The following is a 19493-nucleotide window of genomic DNA, read 5'->3' as shown; positions in this document are numbered from 1 at the left end:
CCTTCTGTAGTTACGTCTAAATCAAGCTTTTACGCTGATTCGACGGTGGGATGGCCAAAGACTCTCGGTATTTGGCAATTGTACGTCTAGCCACTTTGATCCCTTGATCTGCCAATACATCCGCTATCTTGCTGTCACTCAATGGTTTCGCTGTGTTCTCTGCGGCAATTAGCTTTTTGATCAATGCTCTGATTGCAGTCGAAGAGCATTCTCCTCCGTTTTCAGTGCTGACATGGCTTGAGAAGAAATACTTCAACTCATAGATACCGCGTGGCGTGTGCATATACTTTTGCGTTGTTACACGAGAAATCGTGGATTCATGCATGTCGACCATTTCGGCTACATCATTCAGTACCATCGGTTTCATCGCCTCGGGGCCATGTTCAAAGAATGCCTGTTGTTGCTGCACAATGCAATTAGTAACTTTTAATAAAGTTTCGTTACGGCTTTCCAGGCTCTTGATGAACCATTTTGCCTCTTGCAGGTGCGAACGAATAAACTGACTGTCTGTACTCGACTTGACTGAGCGAGACATTGCGGCGTAGTGATCGTTCACTCTGATCTTTGGCATTGAATCCGGGTTTAGTTCAACAACCCAGCGGCCTTTTACTTTTTTCACTGACACATCCGGGATCACATAGTCAGCTTCTTCTTGCACTATACTGGCGGCAGGCTTCGGATTAAGGCTGTGGATCAGGGTCATCACCTCTTTCAGATCCGCTTCCTTGAGCTTGGTCTTTTTCATCAAAGTGCGATAATCCCGGCTGGCCAGTAAATCAATATGTTCGGTCAGGATCTCTTTGGTTTGAGCGAGCCAGGGCGTGTTGGGTTCAAATTGGTTGAGCTGGATACACAAGCATTCTTGCAGGCTGCGTGCCGCAATACCAACCGGGTCAAATAATTGCACGCGTTTCAGTACGGCTTCTACTTCATCCAGTTCGATATGCTCGTCATCGTTGTCCAGGTTCATGCTCTCGACAATGTCTTCGCAGCTGATAGTCAGCAGGCCGGCATCGTCAACGGCTTCTACAATCGCTAAAGCGATGGCTCTGTCGGTTGGGCTGAAGGGAGTGAGTTCCAGCTGCCAGATCAGATACTCTTGCAGTGTCTCAGTGGTTTTGCCCTGATAAATGGTTTCATCTTCCGGCATAGGACCTGAGCTACTTGCCGGTGCGGCACTGATGTACTCGTCCCAGGTAACATCCATAGCCAGATCATCGCTGACGGTATCTTTATTTAGCGCAGCATCGCTGTCTTGCTCATAATCGCTGACAGCCGAGTCTTCATAGCTGTCATTGTCATTCGATGCATGTTGTTCTAACTCGGAATCCGATTTGGACTGTGTTTCATTATCATGTGATTCAGACTCACCTTCTTCCACTTCCAACAAAGGGTTGCTATCAAGCGCTTCCTGGATTTCTTGTTGGAGATCTAGCGTACTCAACTGTAACAGGCGAATGGCCTGTTGCAGCTGTGGTGTCATTGTCAGTTGCTGCCCCATGCGCAGCTGTAGCGATTGCCTCATGTATCTCTAACAATCCTTTTTGTTATTTACTTCTAATCTTATAACTATAGCCTGAATTGCTCACCTAGGTAGACATCCCGTACGGTTTGATCGGCCAGAACATGCTCCGGGGTGCCTGCTGCTATCAGTTCACCATGTGACACTATATAAGCTTTCTCACAGACGTCCAGCGTTTCACGTACATTGTGGTCGGTGATCAGCACGCCTATGCCGCGGTTTTTTAAGTGTTCGATAATTTTCTTTATATCTAACACCGAAATGGGATCAACGCCAGCGAAAGGCTCATCCAATAAGATAAATTTTGGATCTGCCGCAAGGGCGCGTGCAATTTCTACCCGACGTCGCTCACCACCCGACAAAGCCATGCCCTGGCTCTCCCGGATATGTTGGATATTAAATTCATCTAACAACTCGTTAAGAATAACTTCTCGCTGTGCTTTATTGAGCTCCTTACGGGTTTCTAAAATGGCCATTAGGTTCTGGTAGACGGTCAGCTTACGAAAGATCGAAGACTCCTGTGGCAGGTAACCAATCCCCAGTCTGGCCCGGCTATGCATTGGCAGTAAGGTAATGTCTTGTTCGTCAATATGAATACTGCCCTTGTCACTGGGCACCAGGCCAACAATCATGTAAAAGGTGGTGGTTTTTCCCGCGCCATTGGGGCCGAGCAATCCAACAATGCTGCCAGCTTCAACGCTCAGTTCAACGTTCTTAACAACTTGCCTGCCTTTGTAGCTTTTGGCCAGTGCAGTGGCGGTTAATTTACTCACGGGTTACCCTTCTCTTGTGGTTGCTTGGTATTGTCTTTTTCGGGTAAAAGAATGGTTCTTACACGATTTTGTTCCTGTTCACCACGTTGTGCGCTGATCAACTTTTTTTCCATGTCGTAGACAATGGTCTGGGCGCTTATTTTTTGTCCTGCCTGACTGATTTCGGCACCGCCTTTAATCGTCAACATGCGGTTTGCGACGTCATAACGGACTTCTTTCGCCGTCGCTTTCAGCAGTGAGCCATCGGCCTGACGCTCCTGAAACACCGCCGGGCTGCCGGTGGCGACCAACAGTTGTTTATTTTTACCTAACTCCTCGCGGCGGTGTACTTCAAGACGGTCTGCCAGAATTTTACGATCGCCGTGTATGATTTCGACATTCTCTTCGAACACCCCAATGTTGGTTTGCAACTGGGCCAGCTGTGTCCCCGAACTGATAATGACCTGATCGGCAGGCGAGTTATCTGCATAAGTTGCAGGGTGAAACGCACTTAAGGTGCATAGTAAGATCAGGGAACAGGTTAATTTATTGCTCATAATAAATTGTTTCAGTGTGGTTGATGAGTTCAATGATTTCGGTATTTAGATCAGCAATTAAGCCTTTACCTGAAATCGTTAAGTTGGGTCCGGTAATTTCCACCGGGTGTTCAGAGCGCATGTGCTTTTCGTTGATGTCGACCTGCACATGATCGGCGTTGATGTGCATTATCATGGCATCGGCAGTCAGATTTGTAGCCTGCACCTGGCCTTCCAGGATCAATGTGTTATTTCCATACAGGGTGGCTTCATTAGCCTTCAGCTGCCAGTTTTGCTGATCGTTATGCAGCGTAAAGATGGGGGCGGTAAAATGGCTGAAACCAAGCTCCTGGTAAAGCTCCATTCTGTCAGCGGTGATTTGGTAGCTGAGTTGCCCATTTTCTGCATAACTGGTTTGTTTCAGGTCGATGGCAACATAATCGGGTTTAGCCAGCACCTCTTCTGAGCGCGAAGTGGCCTGCCCCGATTGCGTTAAATAAGGGTACCACAGCCACAACATGGTGAGGCTGAATACAACCAGCAATAAGACGCGAAGCACGGTCATACGCTGCTACCTTCATAGCCCAGCGATTTGCCCTGGCACAGAAGTAGTAAATCAGTGAGCTCACGCACAGCACCATAGCCACCTGGTAACAGGGTTCTGTAATCTGCCTCACGGATCACCATTGGATGAGCGTCTTGTACGGCAACAGACAGGCCGACCTTGAGCATGACTGGCAGGTCAGGTGCATCATCACCAATATAAGCAATTTCGTGATCTTTCAGTTGCAATGTGTCCTTCAACTGTGCATAGCCTTGCAACTTATCTTCCATCCCCTGATAGATATGTTTGACGTTGAGGCTAGTCATACGCTGCTGAACAATTTGTGAATGGCGCCCTGTGATCACTGCGACTTCAACGCCGCCATTGATCAGTGCTTTGATGCCAAAGCCGTCTTTGGTATTAAATGCCTTTAGCTCTTCTCCCTGATTGCCCAAATAGATGCGGCCATCGGAAAAAACACCATCGATATCGCAGATCAGCAGTTTAATCGCCTGTGCTTTACGGACAATGGCGTCGTCGATGGGCTGATAAAGGTCACAAAACAGCATTTATAATACTCCTGCTCGCAGTAAATCCTGCATATTTAACGCGCCGACTGGACAACCTTGCTCATCAATCACAATGAGTCCGTTGATGCGTTTTTTCTCCATGATATGCAACGCTTCAGCGGCTAACATATCTTGTGTTACGGTTGTGCAGTGCTTTGTCATAACAGATTCAATCGGGGTGCTATGTAGATCAAGCCGTTGTTCAATAATACGGCGTAAATCCCCGTCTGTGAACAAACCCTTTAGCTGCCCCCGAGCATCGACAATCGTAGTCATCCCCAGACCTTTGCCTGACATCTCAAACAAAGCGTCTGTAATGGTACAGCCCTGTGTTACAACAGGAACGGCTGAGCCTGTATGCATGACGTCTGCCAGCGTTAGCAGCAAGCGTTTACCTAAGCTGCCGCCCGGATGTGACAGGGCAAAATCGTCTGCTGTAAAGCCGCGGGCTTCGAGTAGGGCGACTGCCAGCGCGTCACCCATGACCAGGGTCGCTGTGGTGCTCGCTGTGGGTGCAAGCCCTAAAGGGCAGGCTTCTTTGGACACTTTGATACACAAGTGAATATCTGCCAGTTTTGCCATATTCGACTCGGGGTTGCCCGTCATGCTGATGATCTGTGCACCAATACGCTTTATTACCGGCACAATAGCCAGTACTTCGTGAGTTTCACCTGAGTTTGAGATGAGCAGAACCACGTCATCGGCGGTGATCATACCCAAATCGCCATGGCTGGCCTCTCCCGGATGAACAAAAAATGCAGGCGTCCCGGTACTGGCCAGTGTGGCTGCTATTTTATTGCCAATATGGCCGGATTTGCCCATCCCGATCACTATAATACGACCACGACACTGCAACATGAGTTCACAGGCTGCGGCAAATTTTGCATCTACATACTGGGCAATTTCGACAATGGCCTGTTGTTCGATTTCTAATACCTGCCTGGCAGAGCCAATAAAATTGTGCGTGCTCATGCTGAATCCTTAAATAATGAAGTACATATAACCGCAAAATGTGCCAAGAAGCAGTCCGCCTTCAACACGGTTGATCTGGCGACGGCCTTTCAGGCTGACACTCATCAGTACCAGGGCGGCAGTTGCGCCCAACATGACATAGATGTCCCGGCTTGCGATATTAGTGTCCAGCGTTGCTGGATTGAGGATCCCGGCAATAGACAAAACTGCCAGAATATTAAAAATGTTTGAGCCGATGATATTACCCAGTACCAGGTCGTCTTCATTTTTAAGAACGCCAGCCACACACGCGGCGAGTTCGGGTAAACTTGTCCCGATAGCGATAATTGTCAGGCCGATGAGCAGATCACTCATGCCAAAATACTTTGCAATGTCTACCGCTGACTCGACCAGATAGTCAGCACTGACTGGCAGCAGGATCATCCCGACGATTAACCAGAATATGGCCTTGCTCATCGGGACATCACTCGGTACTTCGTCGCAGGCTTCCGAAATCAGTGGGTCGTCCTGGTCGGTTTTGCCGGTTTTAGATATATAGATAAGGCCGCCGATAAAAACCATAAAGCCAATCAGCAATAACCAGCCTTCGAGTGCACTAAAGTGATTGTCGCTGATGATCAACCAGGCAGCCAGTGACACAACAACCAGCAGAGGCATTTCGCGTTTTAAAATGCCAGAGCCAACGCTAAGTGGGCGCAATAGCGCTGTGATGCCAAGTACCATCAGGATATTGGCAATGTTTGAGCCCACGGCATTGCCAACGGCAGTGTCTGTTTTGTCAACCAGTGCAGCCTGCGCAGCGACCATCATTTCAGGTGCTGAGGAGCCCATTGCAACGATAGTCAAACCCACAATTAACGTTGGTACCCCAAGGTTTTTGGCCAGCGCTGCTGCGCCATAGACGAAGCGATCGGCACTCCAAACCAGGGCAATGAATCCAAGAATGAGTATGACAAACGATAAAACCATGAAGTCTAAGCCAAGTTACTAAATTCAATGGCGCAGATAGTAACAAATAGCTTATCAAAAGTATAAATAAAGTCATCGCTTTTGGGTGAGTAAGATGGGCAGGCGGGCGTGCATTTCGCACAACAAATAGGGCGAATGAATTACAAAATTTTACCATTAAGGGTTTTCCATCTCACAGCAAAACAACGTATTATTCCACAATTGAAAAAGTATGATGTGGAGAGCGACTTGACGCAGTCAATAGTTGAAGTCAGGGAATTGACCTTTTCTCGTGGTGAAAGGACAATCTACAAAAACATGAGTTTCTCCGTTCCCAAAGGGAAAATTACGGCCATCATGGGGCCCAGTGGCATTGGTAAAACCACCATGTTGCGGCTGATCGGCGGTCAGCTCAAGCCCGATAGTGGTGAGATTCTCTTCTCTGGTGACAGTATTCCTTCTATGTCCCGCCAGGCATTGTATCAGGCACGTAAGCGCATGAGCATGTTGTTCCAAAGTGGGGCCCTATTTACGGATATGTCGGTGTTTGACAACATTGCTTTCCCGTTGCGCGAGCACACTAAGCTCAGTGAAGAATTGATTCGTCTGGTGGTGTTGATGAAGCTGCAAGCCGTTGGCTTACGTGGCGCCCGGGATTTGATGCCGTCTGAATTGTCGGGCGGGATGGCACGCCGTGCAGCGCTGGCCAGAGCCATTGCGCTTGACCCGGAACTGATTATGTATGATGAGCCGTTTGCAGGACAAGACCCTATCTCTATGGGGGTACTGGTGCGTTTGATTAAATCACTCAATGAAGTACTGGGGTTATCTTCATTGATTGTGACGCACGATGTCACTGAAGTGCTCAGTATTGCCGATCATGTGGTGATCATCGCCGAACAAGGGGTTATTGGCAGTGGCACACCGGAGCAAATGCTGGCTCACGAATCGCCATTGGTACAGCAGTTTTTGCAAGGCCATTCAGATGGACCCGTGCCATTTCATTTTGATGCTGCACCCTATGAAGATGAGCTATTGGCAGGAGGGAACCATTGATGGATTTTTTACAGCAAATAGGTCATAAGACGCTAAGCCGTTTTGCGTCGCTGGGCCGGGCAACCCGGATGTTACTGGGGGCGCTGTGCAGCATGCCCAATTTCAGAAAAGGCGGCCCTTTATTAATCAGGCAACTGTATATGGTTGGCCATCAGTCCTTGCTCATAATTATGGTATCAGGCCTGTTTATCGGCATGGTATTAGCTTTGCAGGGCTACACCGTACTGGTCGATTATGGCGCAGAAGACAGTCTGGGGCCGCTGGTTGCGCTGAGTTTGTTACGCGAGCTTGGGCCTGTAGTAACCGCCTTGTTGTTTGCTGGTCGGGCTGGTAGTGCACTGACAGCGGAAATAGGTCTGATGAAAGCCACAGAACAACTATCCAGCCTTGAAATGATGGCGATAGACCCATTAAAGCGCGTAATTTCACCACGTTTCTGGGCTGGGTTTATCAGTATGCCGTTGCTGGCGCTGATTTTCTCTGCCATTGCGATTCTCGGTGCACATCTGGTCGGCGTTGACTGGCTGGGGGTCGATTCGGGTAGCTTCTGGTCCATTATGCAATCTCAGGTGTCCTTTGAGCAGGATATTGTTAATGGTCTGATTAAAAGTTTTGTATTTGCGCTCATCGTGACCTGGATTGCGCTATACAAAGGATATGATTGTATCCCTACCTCTGAGGGGATCAGTAAAGCCACCACAGAAACGGTGGTTCATTCTTCTCTTGCTGTGCTGGGCTTCGATTTTGTTCTGACAGCAGTGATGTTTTCAAGTTAAGGGTTTGTAGAAACATGAATACACGGAAAATAGAAATACTTGTCGGCCTGTTCGTAGCCTTAGGTGTGGCCGCCTTTGTAATGCTTGCACTTAAAGTGGCCAATGCAGGGATCAGCGGAAATGGCGAAACCTACACCTTAGAAGCAAAGTTTGACAATATCGGGTCACTGAAAACCCGAGCTCCGATCAAAGTGGGCGGTGTGGTGATCGGTCGTGTCGAGGGGATCCGCATTCATCCACAAGAGTTCGTGCCGGTCGTCAGTATGAGCATTGACAGACATTATGAGTGTCAGTTCTCGGATACCACCTCTGTTTCTATCCTGACGTCAGGCATTCTGGGCGAGCAATATCTGGGTATTTCCCCGGTGATAGCCTCGAAATCTGCGAAACAGACCTGTCTGGGTGAAGAAGTGGTGAGTAATGATGAACTCGATCTGGGCGAATTATTTGGCGTTGAAAGCGCCGCACTGAAAGATGGTGACATGATCACAGATACTAAATCGGCGCTGGTTCTGGAAGAACTGATAGGCCAATTCCTGTTTAACCAAAGTAGCGAGTAATAATCATATGATGGCGAAAGTTTTGGGTTTATTCGCAAGTGTTTTTCTGATTGCACTGGCCAGCACAGTGTCGGCCAGTGAAGTGGACATGACCAACCCTTACACTATGGTGCAACAAGTTGCAGACAATACCTTTAAACGTGTGACCAAAGATCAGAAAAAAATTGAGCAGGACAAAGAGCATCTGCGGGTGATCGTTGAAGAAGAGTTATTGCCATATATCGACTACAAATACGCAGCTTATCGTGTGTTGGGTAGTCATATCCAGAAAGTCCGTAACATTGAAGACAAAGAAGAAAAACGCCAGGCAATAGAGCACATCCGCACTTTTATTGACGTCTTTAAGTCTTACCTGGTTGCGACCTATGCCGGTGTGTTCACGCAGTACACCGATCAGAAAGTCGAGTTTGAACCGGCGCGTGATGCCGAAGATGATAAAATTGCGATAGTCAAAACCAAGATCGTCGAAGCGGGTAAACCGGATATTAAGATCGATTTTAAAGTACGTCGTGACAGTAATGGCGAGTGGCGGGCCTTTGATATGATGGCAGAAGGAATTAGCCTGCTTGATGCGAAACAATCTGAGTTGCACGGTATTTTGCGTCAGCAGGGCATTGAGCGCGTGATCGAATTACTGGACAAGAAAAGCAAACTGCCAGTACAGTTTCGAGGTGATGACGGCAATGCCTAATCTGCAATTTACTAAACCCCAGGCCGACACGATAGCGGTCAGCGGCGAGCTGACGCGAGATAGCCTGACAAATGAATCGCTTCTTAACCAGTTGCTAGAAAATGCGCAGTCAGTCCTGTATTTTGACCTTTCTGAGGTATCCAGGGTTGACACCGCGGGCTTAGCTTGGTTAATTCACTCTTTAGGCAAATTAAAGCAGCAAGACGTACGTCTTGAGTTAAAAAACGTGCCTGACCAGCTACAAAATTTGATGGCGCTGGGTCAGGTCAGCAACCTATTTGAGTGAGTCCAATGGAAACAAACCAAGTCGAAGCTTTACTACAAAAAGCGCTGGAACTTGACGAAGTCAAAGTTAAATCAGAAGGCAGTCATTACGAAGTAATCGCAGTAGGCAGCTGCTTTGAAGACTTGCGCCGGGTTAAGCGCGAGCAAATGGTCTATGCCCCGCTGATGGAAGTGATTAAAGATGGCACTATCCACGCCGTCAGCATTAAAGCCTTTACGCCAACCGAGTGGCAACGCGAGCGCAAATTTATCTTACCTCAATAATCTGGAGCCACAATGGATCAGTTTGTTATCCAAGGTGGCACCACTTTAAACGGTGAAGTCACTATTTCCGGGGCTAAAAACGCAGCCCTGCCAATTCTGTTTGCGGCGATTCTGGCCGATGGAAAAAGCACATTCAGTAATGTACCCAGACTCAGGGATATAGGGACTACAGAAGCCTTACTGCGCACTTTAGGCGCTGAGGTAAGCTGGCGTGGTCAGTTGTTAGAGATTGACGGGGCCAAGGTTGATAAAGTGCTGGCGCCCTATGAGCTGGTTAAGCAAATGCGTGCGTCAGTGCTTGCTTTAGGTCCGCTGGTTGCACGCTTTGGTAAAGCGCAGGTGTCTTTACCGGGTGGCTGTGCCATCGGTGCGCGGCCCGTTGACTTGCACATCGCCGGACTTGAGAAGATGGGCGCGACCATCCGCGTTGAAAACGGCTATATCAATGCCCATGTCGAACGAGGAAAGCGGCTTCACGGGGCCGAAATTTTTATGGAGACCGTGTCTGTTGGTGCGACCGAAAACTTGTTAATGGCTGCGACCCTGGCGGAAGGTAAAACGGTGCTGGAAAACGCAGCGCGTGAGCCAGAAATCGTCAATCTCGCAGAGTGCCTGATTGCGATGGGGGCGAAGATTTCTGGTGCAGGCAGCAGCCGTATCGAAGTAGAAGGGGTCGAAGCTCTACATGGGTGTGAACACAAGATCCTGCCGGACAGAATTGAGACGGGTACCTTTTTGGTGGCAGCGGCAATGAGCCAGGGGGAAGTACTGTGTAAAAACACCGACTACCATAGCCTTGAGCCGGTACTGGATAAGCTGCGCGATGCCAATGCTTTGGTCGAAGTTTCACAGGACAGCATTTTTGTCAGCATGCGTGGCCGCGAGCTGCAGGGCGTTAATATTAAAACGATGCCACATCCTGGTTTTCCAACGGATATGCAGGCGCAGTTTACAGCACTGAATGTGGTGGCGAATGGCAGTGCGACCATTACCGAAACGATTTTTGAGAATCGCTTTATGCACGTACCTGAGCTGCAGCGTATGGGAGCCAATATTCGTCTTGAGGGAAATACCGCTTATTGTGGCGAGACTGAGTTTCTGTCTGGAGCCCAGGTGATGGCAACTGACTTACGGGCATCGGCCAGTCTGATCTTAACCGGCATTGTTGCCAGTGGTGAGACGGTGGTGGACCGCATTTACCATGTTGACCGGGGTTATCAGCGTATTGAGGATAAGCTCAGTAAGCTGGGCGCGAAGATCAAGCGCCGCCACAACTAAAAAAATCGACAATGAATAAAAAAGCGAGCTGAGCTCGCTTTTTTATTGCTTTAATCTCCTTGCCGGATTAGTAAATCGGCGTTTCCAGCTCGGCCACTTCCACCATAAAGGTCAGATGGCGGTCTCCCCGATACACCTCGAATTCGAGTTGAGTACCTGGTGCTGTGTTGCCTATCTTACGCAGGGTCTGCTGCGGGTTTTTCACGGGTTCACCGGCTACTTTGGTGACAATGTCATTTTCCTTCATGCCAGCTTGCCAGGCCGGACCCAGTGGGTCGAGGTCGCTGATCCGTAAGCCGACTATGGTGGTGTAAACATTGGTGACTTCCTGCCCGGTATTGTCGACCGGTGTGCCTCTGAATCCCAGATAGCCGCGGATCACCCGGCCATCTTTGATCAGTTTAGCCATCACGTCTTTGGCCAGGGAGTAGGGCACAGCAAACGAAATACCCTGGATATCAATATTGTATCGGGCTCTGAATTGGGCCGATGTAATCCCCACCAGATCGCCATTGGAGTTCACCAGTGCGCCGCCTGAGTTACCCATGTTCACGGCAGCATCCATTTGCAGCAGGCTATTATACTGGCTGTCTGTCAGGGTTTGCTTGCCTGTGGCACTAATGATCCCCTGCGTGATGGTTTGCCCCAGGTTCAGCGGGTTACCGATGGCCAGCACCACATCGCCCACCTGTGGGTTAAAGGCATCGTCTACTGGGATCACGGGGAGGTGTTCTGCCTTGATTTTTAACAGTGCCAGATCGGTGATGGTGTCATATCCCACCAACTGCACTTCGTTAAATAACCGACCATCCGGTAGCAGCACAATGATCTGATCGGCATTATTGACGACATGATAGTTCGTCAGGATATAGCCTTCACGGCTCATGATCACACCTGAGCCCAGCTCCTGAACCGTATTTTGTCGTTTGAATCTCGGTTGATTGCTAAAGCTTTCTGAAAAAATCGACACTACAGCCGGGGCCGCGCGGTTAACACCAGACGCAAAGCTCATATGCTGAGCGGTGTAATGGCTTTTCAGTTCGAGACGCAGGGCATTTTGACGCAACTCGGGTGTGAACCAGATAATAATCAATGCCAGGCCTAAGCCAATAAAGACGGGCGGGATAATGAGCTTGAGTAATTTAAACACGGTTATTTTTGTCTAGTTATCGGTGTAGAGTGTAATGATGGCATAATTGATACCAATCTGCATTAATGTGTGACTCATTGGTGTGATTAGATATAAAAACACAGCGACCATGGCCGCTGTGTTTTCGCTTGCTCAAATTAAATAATGTACCTGTTGCGGGTTACTGGATGAGGTAGAACACTGAGTCACGTCCGCGTTTGATACCCAGTACAATGTTGCCCTGAATGTCGTCAATCAGGCGCTTCATATCCCGCACCGAGGCAACACGCTGACGGTTGACCTGCATAATGACATCCCCTTCTTGCAGGCCGACCCGGGCGGCAGGTGAGCGCTCTTCAACAGAGACAACCACAATACCCTGGTTGCCATTACGTTCGCCGCTTTCAAGTACCGCACCTTGCAGACTGGGGTGAATACGATCGGCTTCAGCGCGCTGTTCGCTTTGGCCTTTTAGCTCGACACTAAGCGTACGGGTGTCTCCATCTCGATAGATCTCGATTTTAACTTTTTTCCCTTCGCCCAGCGTTGCAATCTTACCGCGCAGTTCCTCAAAGCTCTCGATCTTGTCGCCATTGAGCGCAATGATCACGTCATTGGCTTTTATGCCTGCTTCATCCGCCGCTGAGTCTTTCACCACTTCCTGCACAAAGGCACCCTGCTTGACATCGAAGCCCTGTGCTTTGGCCAGGCCAGCGTCCAGGGTACGGCCCCGGATCCCCAGTGAACCGCGGCGCACCTGGCCATATTCAATGATCTGGTCGACCAGGTTTTTCATCATGTTGGAGGGAATGGCAAATCCAATCCCGACGTTACCGCCCGAGGCGCCGAGGATAGCGGTGTTGATCCCGATAAGCTCCCCACGGAGGTTCACCAGTGCGCCACCTGAGTTACCCTGGTTTATGGCGGCATCAGTCTGGATAAAGTCCTCATAACCTTCGATGTTCAGGCCACTGCGGCCCAATGCGCTGACGATACCTGAGGTGACAGTGTGACTCAGACCAAACGGATTACCGATGGCGACTGAAAAGTCACCCACTCTGAGCTTGTCAGAGTCTGCGAGTTTTACTTCGGTGAGCGCTTCACCCTCAATTTGTAGTAGTGCAATATCAGATTCTTTGTCTGCACCAACCAGATCAGCTTTAAACTCCCGGCCATCTTTGAGGGTGACCACGATATTGTCTGCTTCGTCGATGACATGGTTATTGGTAACCACATACCCTTCGTCCGCATTAATGATGACGCCGGAGCCTAAGCCACTGAAAGGCCGTTTCTGAGAGCGTGGGGCTGGGTTACCAAAGAAGAAATCAAATGGATCAACGCGTCGGCGTACTTCTTTAGCACCAGAGACCTGAATACTGACCACCCCGGGGGTGACTTTTTCTAACATCGGAGCCAGGGTAGGCAGCTGCTGACCATCGACGGCAACAGGCAGACGTGCATGACTGGTTTCAGGTAATAAAAATAAGCTCGAAGAAAGTAGCGCTGCGGTAAGTAATGATAATTTCAGTTTCATAGTCGTGGAATTCTCCTGGAAACAGCGTTAGTCCGTTGGGCAAAGCGCAACCGCGCATCGCCCATTATTCAATTGCTATTTCTACAGACTATGGGGTCAAAAAAAAGTTCATCAAGAGGCTTTTAATTGCTCACTTTGTGACCCTTCTCCTTTAAACAGGCCGCTTTCTCCCTCAACATAATCACTCGGTGGTGCGTCATGGGTATGTTCGCTGGCGCGGCGCTTTTCATCACGCATGTGCAGTGAAGCATGCAGCTGTTCTGTGGTTTCTTTAGAAAAGAAAGGTTCACTTGGCAAAGGTTTTTCCTGACTAAGGAGTTGCTTACCTTCTTCAAAGTGGCGATTTAGCAGGGTGTAATTTTCCTCCAGCTTGGCCATCAGTTTTTTGCTGTCGGCCAGATGATCGCTGACATCCTGGCGATACTGCTCTAATGCATGTTGTGCTTCCTGCGCTTGTTGTTCCAGTTCATCATGCTTAAAGCGTTTTTTTGTCAGTAACGTGCCCGCGAAAAAGGCAGCGATTGCGACTATTACAAGGATCCCGAACCAGGCGATTGTCGTCATAAAGTACTCCTGTTGATGGTGCACCGGCGCACCAAATGCAAAAAAATAATCGACTTAGATAGCTTAAATATACGCTGAGTTTCGATGCGTGTTAATATAGCGGGTAAATAAAACTGCTCTTCGACAATAAAAAAGATGATGACGCCCTGGGAAAAGTACCAACAAGACTTACAGCGTGATGATTTTCACTATGACAGCGCACAGGAAAATGCCGTCAGGCACCTGCAAAGATTGTATGACGACCTGGTCAATCAGGTACCGGTCAAAAAAAGCCTGCTGGGTAGCCTGTTTGGCCTGAAGAAAACGCCTCAGCCCAAAGTCAAAGGTCTTTATTTCTGGGGGGGGGTAGGGCGTGGCAAAACCTATCTGGTTGATACATTTTATGAGGCTTTGCCCACGGAGCGTAAAATGCGGGTGCATTTCCACCGTTTTATGCATCGTGTGCACGATGAGCTGAAAAAACTCAAAGAAGTGAAAAATCCGCTGGAAGTTGTTGCGGATATTTTTAAGGCGGAAACCGACATCATCTGTTTCGATGAGTTCTTTGTCCAGGACATTACCGACGCCATGTTGCTAGGTGGTTTGATGGAAGCCTTATTTGAGCGCGGCATTGTGCTGGTCGCGACATCCAATATCATCCCGGATGAGCTCTATCGTAATGGTTTGCAGCGCGCGCGATTTTTACCTGCCATTGCACTGGTAAATGAAAACACGGATGTGGTCAATGTCGATTCGGGGATCGACTATCGTCTGCGTACCTTAGAGCAGGCCGAGATATTTCACAGCCCACTGGGTAAAGAAGCTGACGACAACCTGTTTGAATACTTCGACAAGCTCTCACCCGAGCCGGGTAAACTGGACGAACCAATTGAGATTGAAGGGCGCCTGATCCAGACCCGTAAAGTCTCTGACTGCATTGTGATGTTTGACTTTAGCGCGCTGTGCGAAACCGCCCGCTCTCAGGTCGATTACATGGAGATCAGTCGCTTGTATAACACGGTGATCTTATCTGATGTCAAGCAAATGGGGCAGAACAATGACGATGCGGCAAGGCGTTTTATTGCCCTGGTAGATGAATTCTACGAGCGTAATGTGACGCTTATCATCTCCGCAGAGGCACCGATCACCGAGCTGTATACCAATGGTACATTGAACTTTGAGTTTAAACGCTGTATCAGTCGTTTGCAGGAAATGCAGTCGCTGGAATACCTCGCCCGGGAGCACCTGGCATAACGCCTTAAAACTGGCGTTTCACACACATTTCAGAGAATGGCATGTTTTTTGTGGAAAAAACAGCCATCCCCTAGCATCGTGGCAAAACCCTTGCTATAATCCGCGGCCTGCCACGTTGCGTTACTATTGCCCTCGTCGGCTTAGCCACTGACTTGAGCGGCAAAAAAGTCTTAAACTCGAAGGGGTTAAAGCACCAAAAAGTAGAGCGGTAGTCATTCGGACTACCTGTGGTTTTAACTGAAAACTTTGGATTTTTATAATGAAAACGTTTGTTGCTAAACCAGAAACTGTAAAACGTGACTGGTACGTAGTTGACGCTGAAGGTAAAACTTTAGGTCGCATTGCTACTGAAATCGCTTCTCGCCTACGCGGTAAGCATAAAGCTGAGTACACTCCACATGTTGACACTGGTGATTACATCATCGTTATCAACGCTGAGAAAGTTACTGTAACTGGTAACAAAGCTCAGGACAAAATGTACTATGCACACTCTGGTTACCCAGGTGGCCTTAAATCTGTAAACTTCGAGAAGCTTCAAGCTAAAAAGCCTGAAATGATCATCGAAAAAGCAGTTAAAGGCATGTTACCTCGCGGTCCTCTGGGTCGTGAAATGTTCCGTAAACTGAAAGTTTACGCTGGTAACGAGCATAACCACGCGGCTCAACAGCCTCAGGTTCTAGACATTTAAGGAGCACTACTCATGGCAAATCAATACTACGGTACAGGTCGTCGTAAAAGTTCAAGTGCTCGCGTATTCCTACGCCCAGGCACTGGCAACATCGTAATTAATCAGCGTTCTATCGAAGAGTACTTCGGTCGTGAAACTTCTCGCATGGTTGTTCGTCAGCCACTAGAGCTAGTTGAAATGACAGAAAAGTTTGACCTATACATCACTGTTGCAGGTGGTGGTATGACTGGTCAAGCTGGTGCTATCCGTCACGGTATCACTCGTGCGCTAATGGAGTTTGACGAATCACTACGTCCAACTCTGCGTAAAGCTGGCTTTGTTACTCGCGATGCTCGTCAAGTTGAGCGTAAGAAAGTTGGTCTTAAGAAAGCACGTAAGAAGACTCAGTTCTCAAAACGTTAATTTATTACGTTTCAGAATTGCAAAAACCCAGCCTTGTGCTGGGTTTTTTGTTTCTTGCTCATTCAAAGCCCCCTGATTCTACGTGTCTACTTTCCTTCTTATTGCAATAAACAATCATCTGAACAGATTTATGGTCAAAAAAGTTCAGTAATTATAATAATTAGTTGAGTTTGGACGATATCTCAGCGCATTTTTTTGCTACAATTGCCGAGCAAGTAATGAGTCGCGAAAACACTGATTGAATTTTGATAGCCAGCCTTATCGGTTTGTCTGAGTCAGTGAAAGGCATCCTGTGACGTTTTACCAAAATAAATCGGTTTCATGCTCGAAGTAACCAATTCCTACTTTTCGATGGTTTATTCGGGCATGGCACTGTAATAACCTTGTTTTAATCAAGGGATTTATTTATGATCGCGTTTATTTTGTAGTTTCTTAAAATTAACCTGCTGTAACTAATGTTCTCAATATAGCAAGTGTTGGGAATCATATTGGAGATAAGTGGATGAGCAATGCGCCTGTAGACAACAGCCGACGTCGCTTTTTAACTATCGCTACCTCTGTTGTAGGTGGCGTTGGTGCGGCTGGAGCTGCTGTTCCTTTTATTGCGTCTTGGAACCCAAGTGAGCGAGCTAAATCTGCAGGTGCGCCTGTAGAAGTAGATATCAGCAAACTTGAGCCTGGACAATTAGTTCGTGTTGAGTGGCGAGGCAAACCTGTATGGGTTGTATATCGTACTCCTGCGATGTTGGATGAAATGAAAAAGCACGAAGGTAACCTTCGTGACCCTAACTCAGACGAGCCACAACAGCTTGACTTTGCAAAAAATTATCACCGCTCTACGCGTCCTGAGATTTTTATTGCGGTCGGAATTTGTACTCACCTGGGTTGTTCACCGTCATTCTTCAATGGTGGCTTCGGTGAAAAGATTGAAGGTACCGAACATGGTTTCTTCTGTCCTTGTCATGGTTCTAAGTTCGATATGGCTGGCCGAGTATTCCAGGGTGTACCAGCTCCACTGAACCTTGAAGTCCCACCTTATACCTTTATTGACGACACTACTATCCTAATCGGTGAAGTAGGAGGAGTTGCATAATGACTGCGAAGGTTGATAAGCCGGGCGCATTTGGCGCTGTGCTGAACTGGATTGACGATCGTATTCCAATGACGCGTGTCTGGAATATGCACATCGCGCAATACCCAGCACCTAAAAACTTTAACTTCTGGTACCTGTTTGGCTCACTGGCTATTCTGGTATTGGTTAACCAGATCCTGACGGGTATCTGGTTGACAATGAACTATGTTCCTTCAGGAGAAGGCGCATTTGCTTCAATTGAATACATCATGCGTGATGTAGAGTACGGTTGGTTGCTTCGTTACTTGCATTCGACGGGTGCGTCGGCGTTCTTCATCGTGGTTTATTTACACATGTTCCGTGGCATGATCTATGGCTCCTATCAGAAGCCGCGTGAACTGCTGTGGGTCTTCGGTATGCTGATTTTCCTGGCTCTGATGGCTGAAGCATTCATGGGCTACCTACTGCCTTGGGGTCAAATGTCATTCTGGGGTGCACAGGTAATCATTTCACTGTTTGGTGCCATTCCGGTCATTGGTGATGATCTGACACTGTGGATCCGTGGTGACTACGTAATCTCAGGTGCAACCCTGAACCGTTTCTTTGCATTGCACGTAATTGCATTGCCACTGGTGCTGGTTATTTTGGTATTCCTGCACATTGTTGCGCTACACGAAGTGGGTTCAAACAACCCAGACGGTATCGATATCAAGCGTAAGAAAGGCAGTGTAGCTGAAGAAGATAAGTCTAAATTTAAGTTCCATGAGTACTATACAAGTAAGAAAGATATCGTAGATGCGATCCCTTTCCACCCGTACTACACTGTTAAAGATATTCTGGGTGTTGTTGGTTTCTTAATCCTGTTCTGCTGGGTAGTATTCTTTGTACCTGAGATGAATGGTTTCTTCTTGGAAGCGCCTAACTTCGAGGCGGCGAATCCGCTGAAAACACCAGAACATATTTTCCCGGTTTGGTACTTTACTCCTTATTACGCCATTTTGCGTGCAATTCCTGACAAGCTGTTAGGGGTTATCGCGATGGGTGTTTCTATCGCAGTATTAGCACTACTGCCTTGGTTAGACCGTTGTAAGGTTCGTTCAATCCGTTATCGTAGTGGTATCCACAAGCTGAACATTGCTCAGTTCGTCGTTACCTTCTTCATCCTAGGTTGGGCTGGTGCAACGCCACAAACTGTGACTTCAACGATTCTGTCACAGATTTGTACCGTAACGTACTTCATGTTCTTTGTACTGCTGTTTGTGTACTCGAAGAATGAAAATACTAAGCCACTGCCTACGAGGTTGACTAAATGATGAAAAAGCTACTAATTGGTTTATTCGCATTGCTGCCTACCTTTGCAATGGCAGCGGGTCCTTCGGTTCCTTTACTTGAAGCGAACCATGATCTGACTGACAATGCGTCCTTGCAGCGTGGTGCTAAGTTGTTCATGAACTACTGCTTGGGTTGTCACCAGATGCAGTATCAGCGTTATGAGACTACTTTCCGTGACATCGGTATTCCGGTTGAGATTGGTAAAGACACTCTGATTTTTGATGATTCAAAAGTGGGTGGTCACATTCGCAATGCGATGGACATTGATGACGCAGCAAAATGGTTTGGTGCTGCGCCGCCAGACCTGACTTTGGTTGCCCGTGTGCGTGGCGCTGACTGGGTATATACTTACCTAAAGTCGTTCTACGTTGACGAAAGCCGTCCGTTTGGTGTTAACAACTCAGTGTTTCCGCTGGTTGGTATGCCACACGCATTGCAGGAGTTACAAGGCGTGCCGACTGCTGAGTTTGAAGAAGTGGAAGAGCATGGCGTAAAAGTTCAGAAAGTGAAAAGCATCACAACAGACGGCTCAGGTGAGCTGAGCGCGGATGAATATGATCAGGCCGTTCGTGACCTGACTAACTTCCTGGCTTATGTTGGTGAACCTTCACGCCTTCAATCAGAAGCTATGGGTATTAAAGTACTGGGCTTCCTGATTATCTTCTTCATTCTGGCATTCTTGCTGAAGAAAGAATACTGGAGAGATGTCCATTAATCTGGACACTTTCCAGCAATTGATGCAATAGGGGCTTTGGCCCCTATTGCTGTTTTTATCGATTTTATTAC

The 19493-nt window shown here is 48.0% G+C and carries 23 protein-coding genes; 13 read left to right on the top strand and 10 right to left on the bottom strand.

Annotation, left to right across the window (positions count from 1 at the left end; genetic code table 11):
- Positions 1 to 16: 16 nt before the first annotated feature.
- From MHN33_RS12430 to MHN33_RS12400, 7 genes are read right to left on the bottom strand one after another with little or no spacing between them, the layout of a single operon-like run.
- Positions 17 to 1525, bottom strand: a complete 1509-nt coding sequence (locus MHN33_RS12430; RefSeq protein WP_239398298.1) for an RNA polymerase factor sigma-54 — start codon at positions 1523 to 1525, stop codon at positions 17 to 19.
- Positions 1526 to 1569: 44 nt separating this feature from the next.
- On the bottom strand, positions 1570 to 2295 hold the full coding sequence (lptB, locus tag MHN33_RS12425; protein ID WP_239398297.1) for an LPS export ABC transporter ATP-binding protein: 726 nt from the start codon (positions 2293 to 2295) through the stop codon (positions 1570 to 1572).
- Positions 2292 to 2831 (bottom strand): lipopolysaccharide transport periplasmic protein LptA, encoded by a 540-nt coding sequence (gene lptA, locus MHN33_RS12420; RefSeq protein ID WP_239398296.1) that lies wholly within the window; start codon positions 2829 to 2831, stop codon positions 2292 to 2294. The genes lptB and lptA overlap by 4 nt, the downstream gene beginning before the upstream one ends.
- On the bottom strand, positions 2821 to 3375 hold the full coding sequence (gene lptC, locus MHN33_RS12415) for an LPS export ABC transporter periplasmic protein LptC (protein ID WP_239398295.1): 555 nt from the start codon (positions 3373 to 3375) through the stop codon (positions 2821 to 2823). Before lptC ends, lptA begins: the two co-directional genes overlap by 11 nt.
- Positions 3372 to 3923 carry a 3-deoxy-manno-octulosonate-8-phosphatase KdsC gene (gene kdsC / locus MHN33_RS12410; RefSeq protein WP_239398294.1) on the bottom strand — a complete coding sequence of 184 codons (552 nt, stop codon included), beginning with the start codon at positions 3921 to 3923 and terminating at the stop codon, positions 3372 to 3374. Before kdsC ends, lptC begins: the two co-directional genes overlap by 4 nt.
- Complete coding sequence (locus MHN33_RS12405; RefSeq protein ID WP_239398293.1) at positions 3924 to 4895, bottom strand: KpsF/GutQ family sugar-phosphate isomerase; 972 nt, start codon at positions 4893 to 4895, stop codon at positions 3924 to 3926.
- A 9-nt stretch (positions 4896 to 4904) separates the two neighbouring features.
- On the bottom strand, positions 4905 to 5864 hold the full coding sequence (locus tag MHN33_RS12400; RefSeq protein WP_239398292.1) for a calcium/sodium antiporter: 960 nt from the start codon (positions 5862 to 5864) through the stop codon (positions 4905 to 4907).
- A 228-nt stretch (positions 5865 to 6092) separates the two neighbouring features.
- On the opposite strand from MHN33_RS12400, the gene MHN33_RS12395 reads away from it, so the two are divergent.
- The 7 genes from MHN33_RS12395 to murA are packed head-to-tail and all read left to right on the top strand — an operon-like array spanning position 6093 to position 10753.
- A complete protein-coding gene (locus MHN33_RS12395) occupies positions 6093 to 6899 on the top strand; it encodes an ATP-binding cassette domain-containing protein (protein WP_239398291.1) in 807 nt (268 codons plus the stop codon).
- Positions 6896 to 7675: a lipid asymmetry maintenance ABC transporter permease subunit MlaE gene (gene mlaE / locus MHN33_RS12390; RefSeq protein WP_239398290.1), complete on the top strand. Its 780-nt coding sequence runs from the start codon at positions 6896 to 6898 to the stop codon at positions 7673 to 7675. The genes MHN33_RS12395 and mlaE overlap by 4 nt, the downstream gene beginning before the upstream one ends.
- Before the next feature lie 14 nt (positions 7676 to 7689).
- Entirely contained in the window at positions 7690 to 8235 is a 546-nt protein-coding gene (gene mlaD / locus MHN33_RS12385; protein ID WP_239398289.1) for an outer membrane lipid asymmetry maintenance protein MlaD, read from the top strand.
- A gap of 7 nt (positions 8236 to 8242) precedes the next feature.
- Positions 8243 to 8926 (top strand): ABC transporter substrate-binding protein, encoded by a 684-nt coding sequence (locus MHN33_RS12380; protein ID WP_239398288.1) that lies wholly within the window; start codon positions 8243 to 8245, stop codon positions 8924 to 8926.
- Positions 8919 to 9212, top strand: a complete 294-nt coding sequence (locus MHN33_RS12375; RefSeq protein ID WP_239398287.1) for an STAS domain-containing protein — start codon at positions 8919 to 8921, stop codon at positions 9210 to 9212. Before MHN33_RS12380 ends, MHN33_RS12375 begins: the two co-directional genes overlap by 8 nt.
- A gap of 5 nt (positions 9213 to 9217) precedes the next feature.
- Entirely contained in the window at positions 9218 to 9475 is a 258-nt protein-coding gene (locus MHN33_RS12370; RefSeq protein WP_239398286.1) for a BolA family protein, read from the top strand.
- 12 nt (positions 9476 to 9487) lie between these two features.
- The gene (gene murA, locus MHN33_RS12365; protein ID WP_239398285.1) at positions 9488 to 10753 is read left to right on the top strand and encodes a UDP-N-acetylglucosamine 1-carboxyvinyltransferase; all 1266 of its coding nucleotides are present in this window, start codon (positions 9488 to 9490) and stop codon (positions 10751 to 10753) included.
- A gap of 67 nt (positions 10754 to 10820) precedes the next feature.
- On the opposite strand, the gene MHN33_RS12360 is transcribed toward murA, so the two are convergent.
- The 3 genes from MHN33_RS12360 to MHN33_RS12350 form a co-directional block, all read right to left on the bottom strand.
- Positions 10821 to 11903, bottom strand: coding sequence for a trypsin-like peptidase domain-containing protein (locus tag MHN33_RS12360; RefSeq protein WP_125716828.1), 1083 nt, complete (start codon positions 11901 to 11903; stop codon positions 10821 to 10823).
- Between the two features lie 160 nt (positions 11904 to 12063).
- Positions 12064 to 13416, bottom strand: a complete 1353-nt coding sequence (locus MHN33_RS12355; RefSeq protein WP_239398284.1) for a DegQ family serine endoprotease — start codon at positions 13414 to 13416, stop codon at positions 12064 to 12066.
- A 111-nt stretch (positions 13417 to 13527) separates the two neighbouring features.
- Positions 13528 to 13980, bottom strand: coding sequence for a DUF1043 family protein (locus MHN33_RS12350; protein WP_239398283.1), 453 nt, complete (start codon positions 13978 to 13980; stop codon positions 13528 to 13530).
- Between the two features lie 138 nt (positions 13981 to 14118).
- Here MHN33_RS12350 and zapE point away from each other — a divergent pair, with 138 nt between their 5' ends.
- The 6 genes from zapE to MHN33_RS12320 all read left to right on the top strand — a co-directional run bounded on the left by zapE (position 14119) and on the right by MHN33_RS12320 (position 19422).
- Complete coding sequence (zapE, locus tag MHN33_RS12345) at positions 14119 to 15213, top strand: cell division protein ZapE (protein WP_239398346.1); 1095 nt, start codon at positions 14119 to 14121, stop codon at positions 15211 to 15213.
- A 259-nt stretch (positions 15214 to 15472) separates the two neighbouring features.
- On the top strand, positions 15473 to 15901 hold the full coding sequence (rplM, locus tag MHN33_RS12340) for a 50S ribosomal protein L13 (protein ID WP_010386604.1): 429 nt from the start codon (positions 15473 to 15475) through the stop codon (positions 15899 to 15901).
- Between the two features lie 12 nt (positions 15902 to 15913).
- Positions 15914 to 16303 (top strand): 30S ribosomal protein S9, encoded by a 390-nt coding sequence (rpsI, locus tag MHN33_RS12335; RefSeq protein ID WP_239398282.1) that lies wholly within the window; start codon positions 15914 to 15916, stop codon positions 16301 to 16303.
- A gap of 502 nt (positions 16304 to 16805) precedes the next feature.
- Positions 16806 to 17396: a ubiquinol-cytochrome c reductase iron-sulfur subunit gene (gene petA, locus MHN33_RS12330; RefSeq protein ID WP_239398281.1), complete on the top strand. Its 591-nt coding sequence runs from the start codon at positions 16806 to 16808 to the stop codon at positions 17394 to 17396.
- Positions 17396 to 18688: a cytochrome b N-terminal domain-containing protein gene (locus tag MHN33_RS12325; protein ID WP_239398280.1), complete on the top strand. Its 1293-nt coding sequence runs from the start codon at positions 17396 to 17398 to the stop codon at positions 18686 to 18688. The genes petA and MHN33_RS12325 overlap by 1 nt, the downstream gene beginning before the upstream one ends.
- Positions 18685 to 19422, top strand: coding sequence for a cytochrome c1 (locus MHN33_RS12320; protein WP_239398279.1), 738 nt, complete (start codon positions 18685 to 18687; stop codon positions 19420 to 19422). Before MHN33_RS12325 ends, MHN33_RS12320 begins: the two co-directional genes overlap by 4 nt.
- Positions 19423 to 19493 lie beyond the last annotated feature (71 nt).

The organism is Pseudoalteromonas sp. OOF1S-7, from assembly GCF_022347765.1.
GTDB lineage: Bacteria > Pseudomonadota > Gammaproteobacteria > Enterobacterales > Alteromonadaceae > Pseudoalteromonas.
This window is presented reverse-complemented; position numbering and strand designations above follow the sequence as displayed.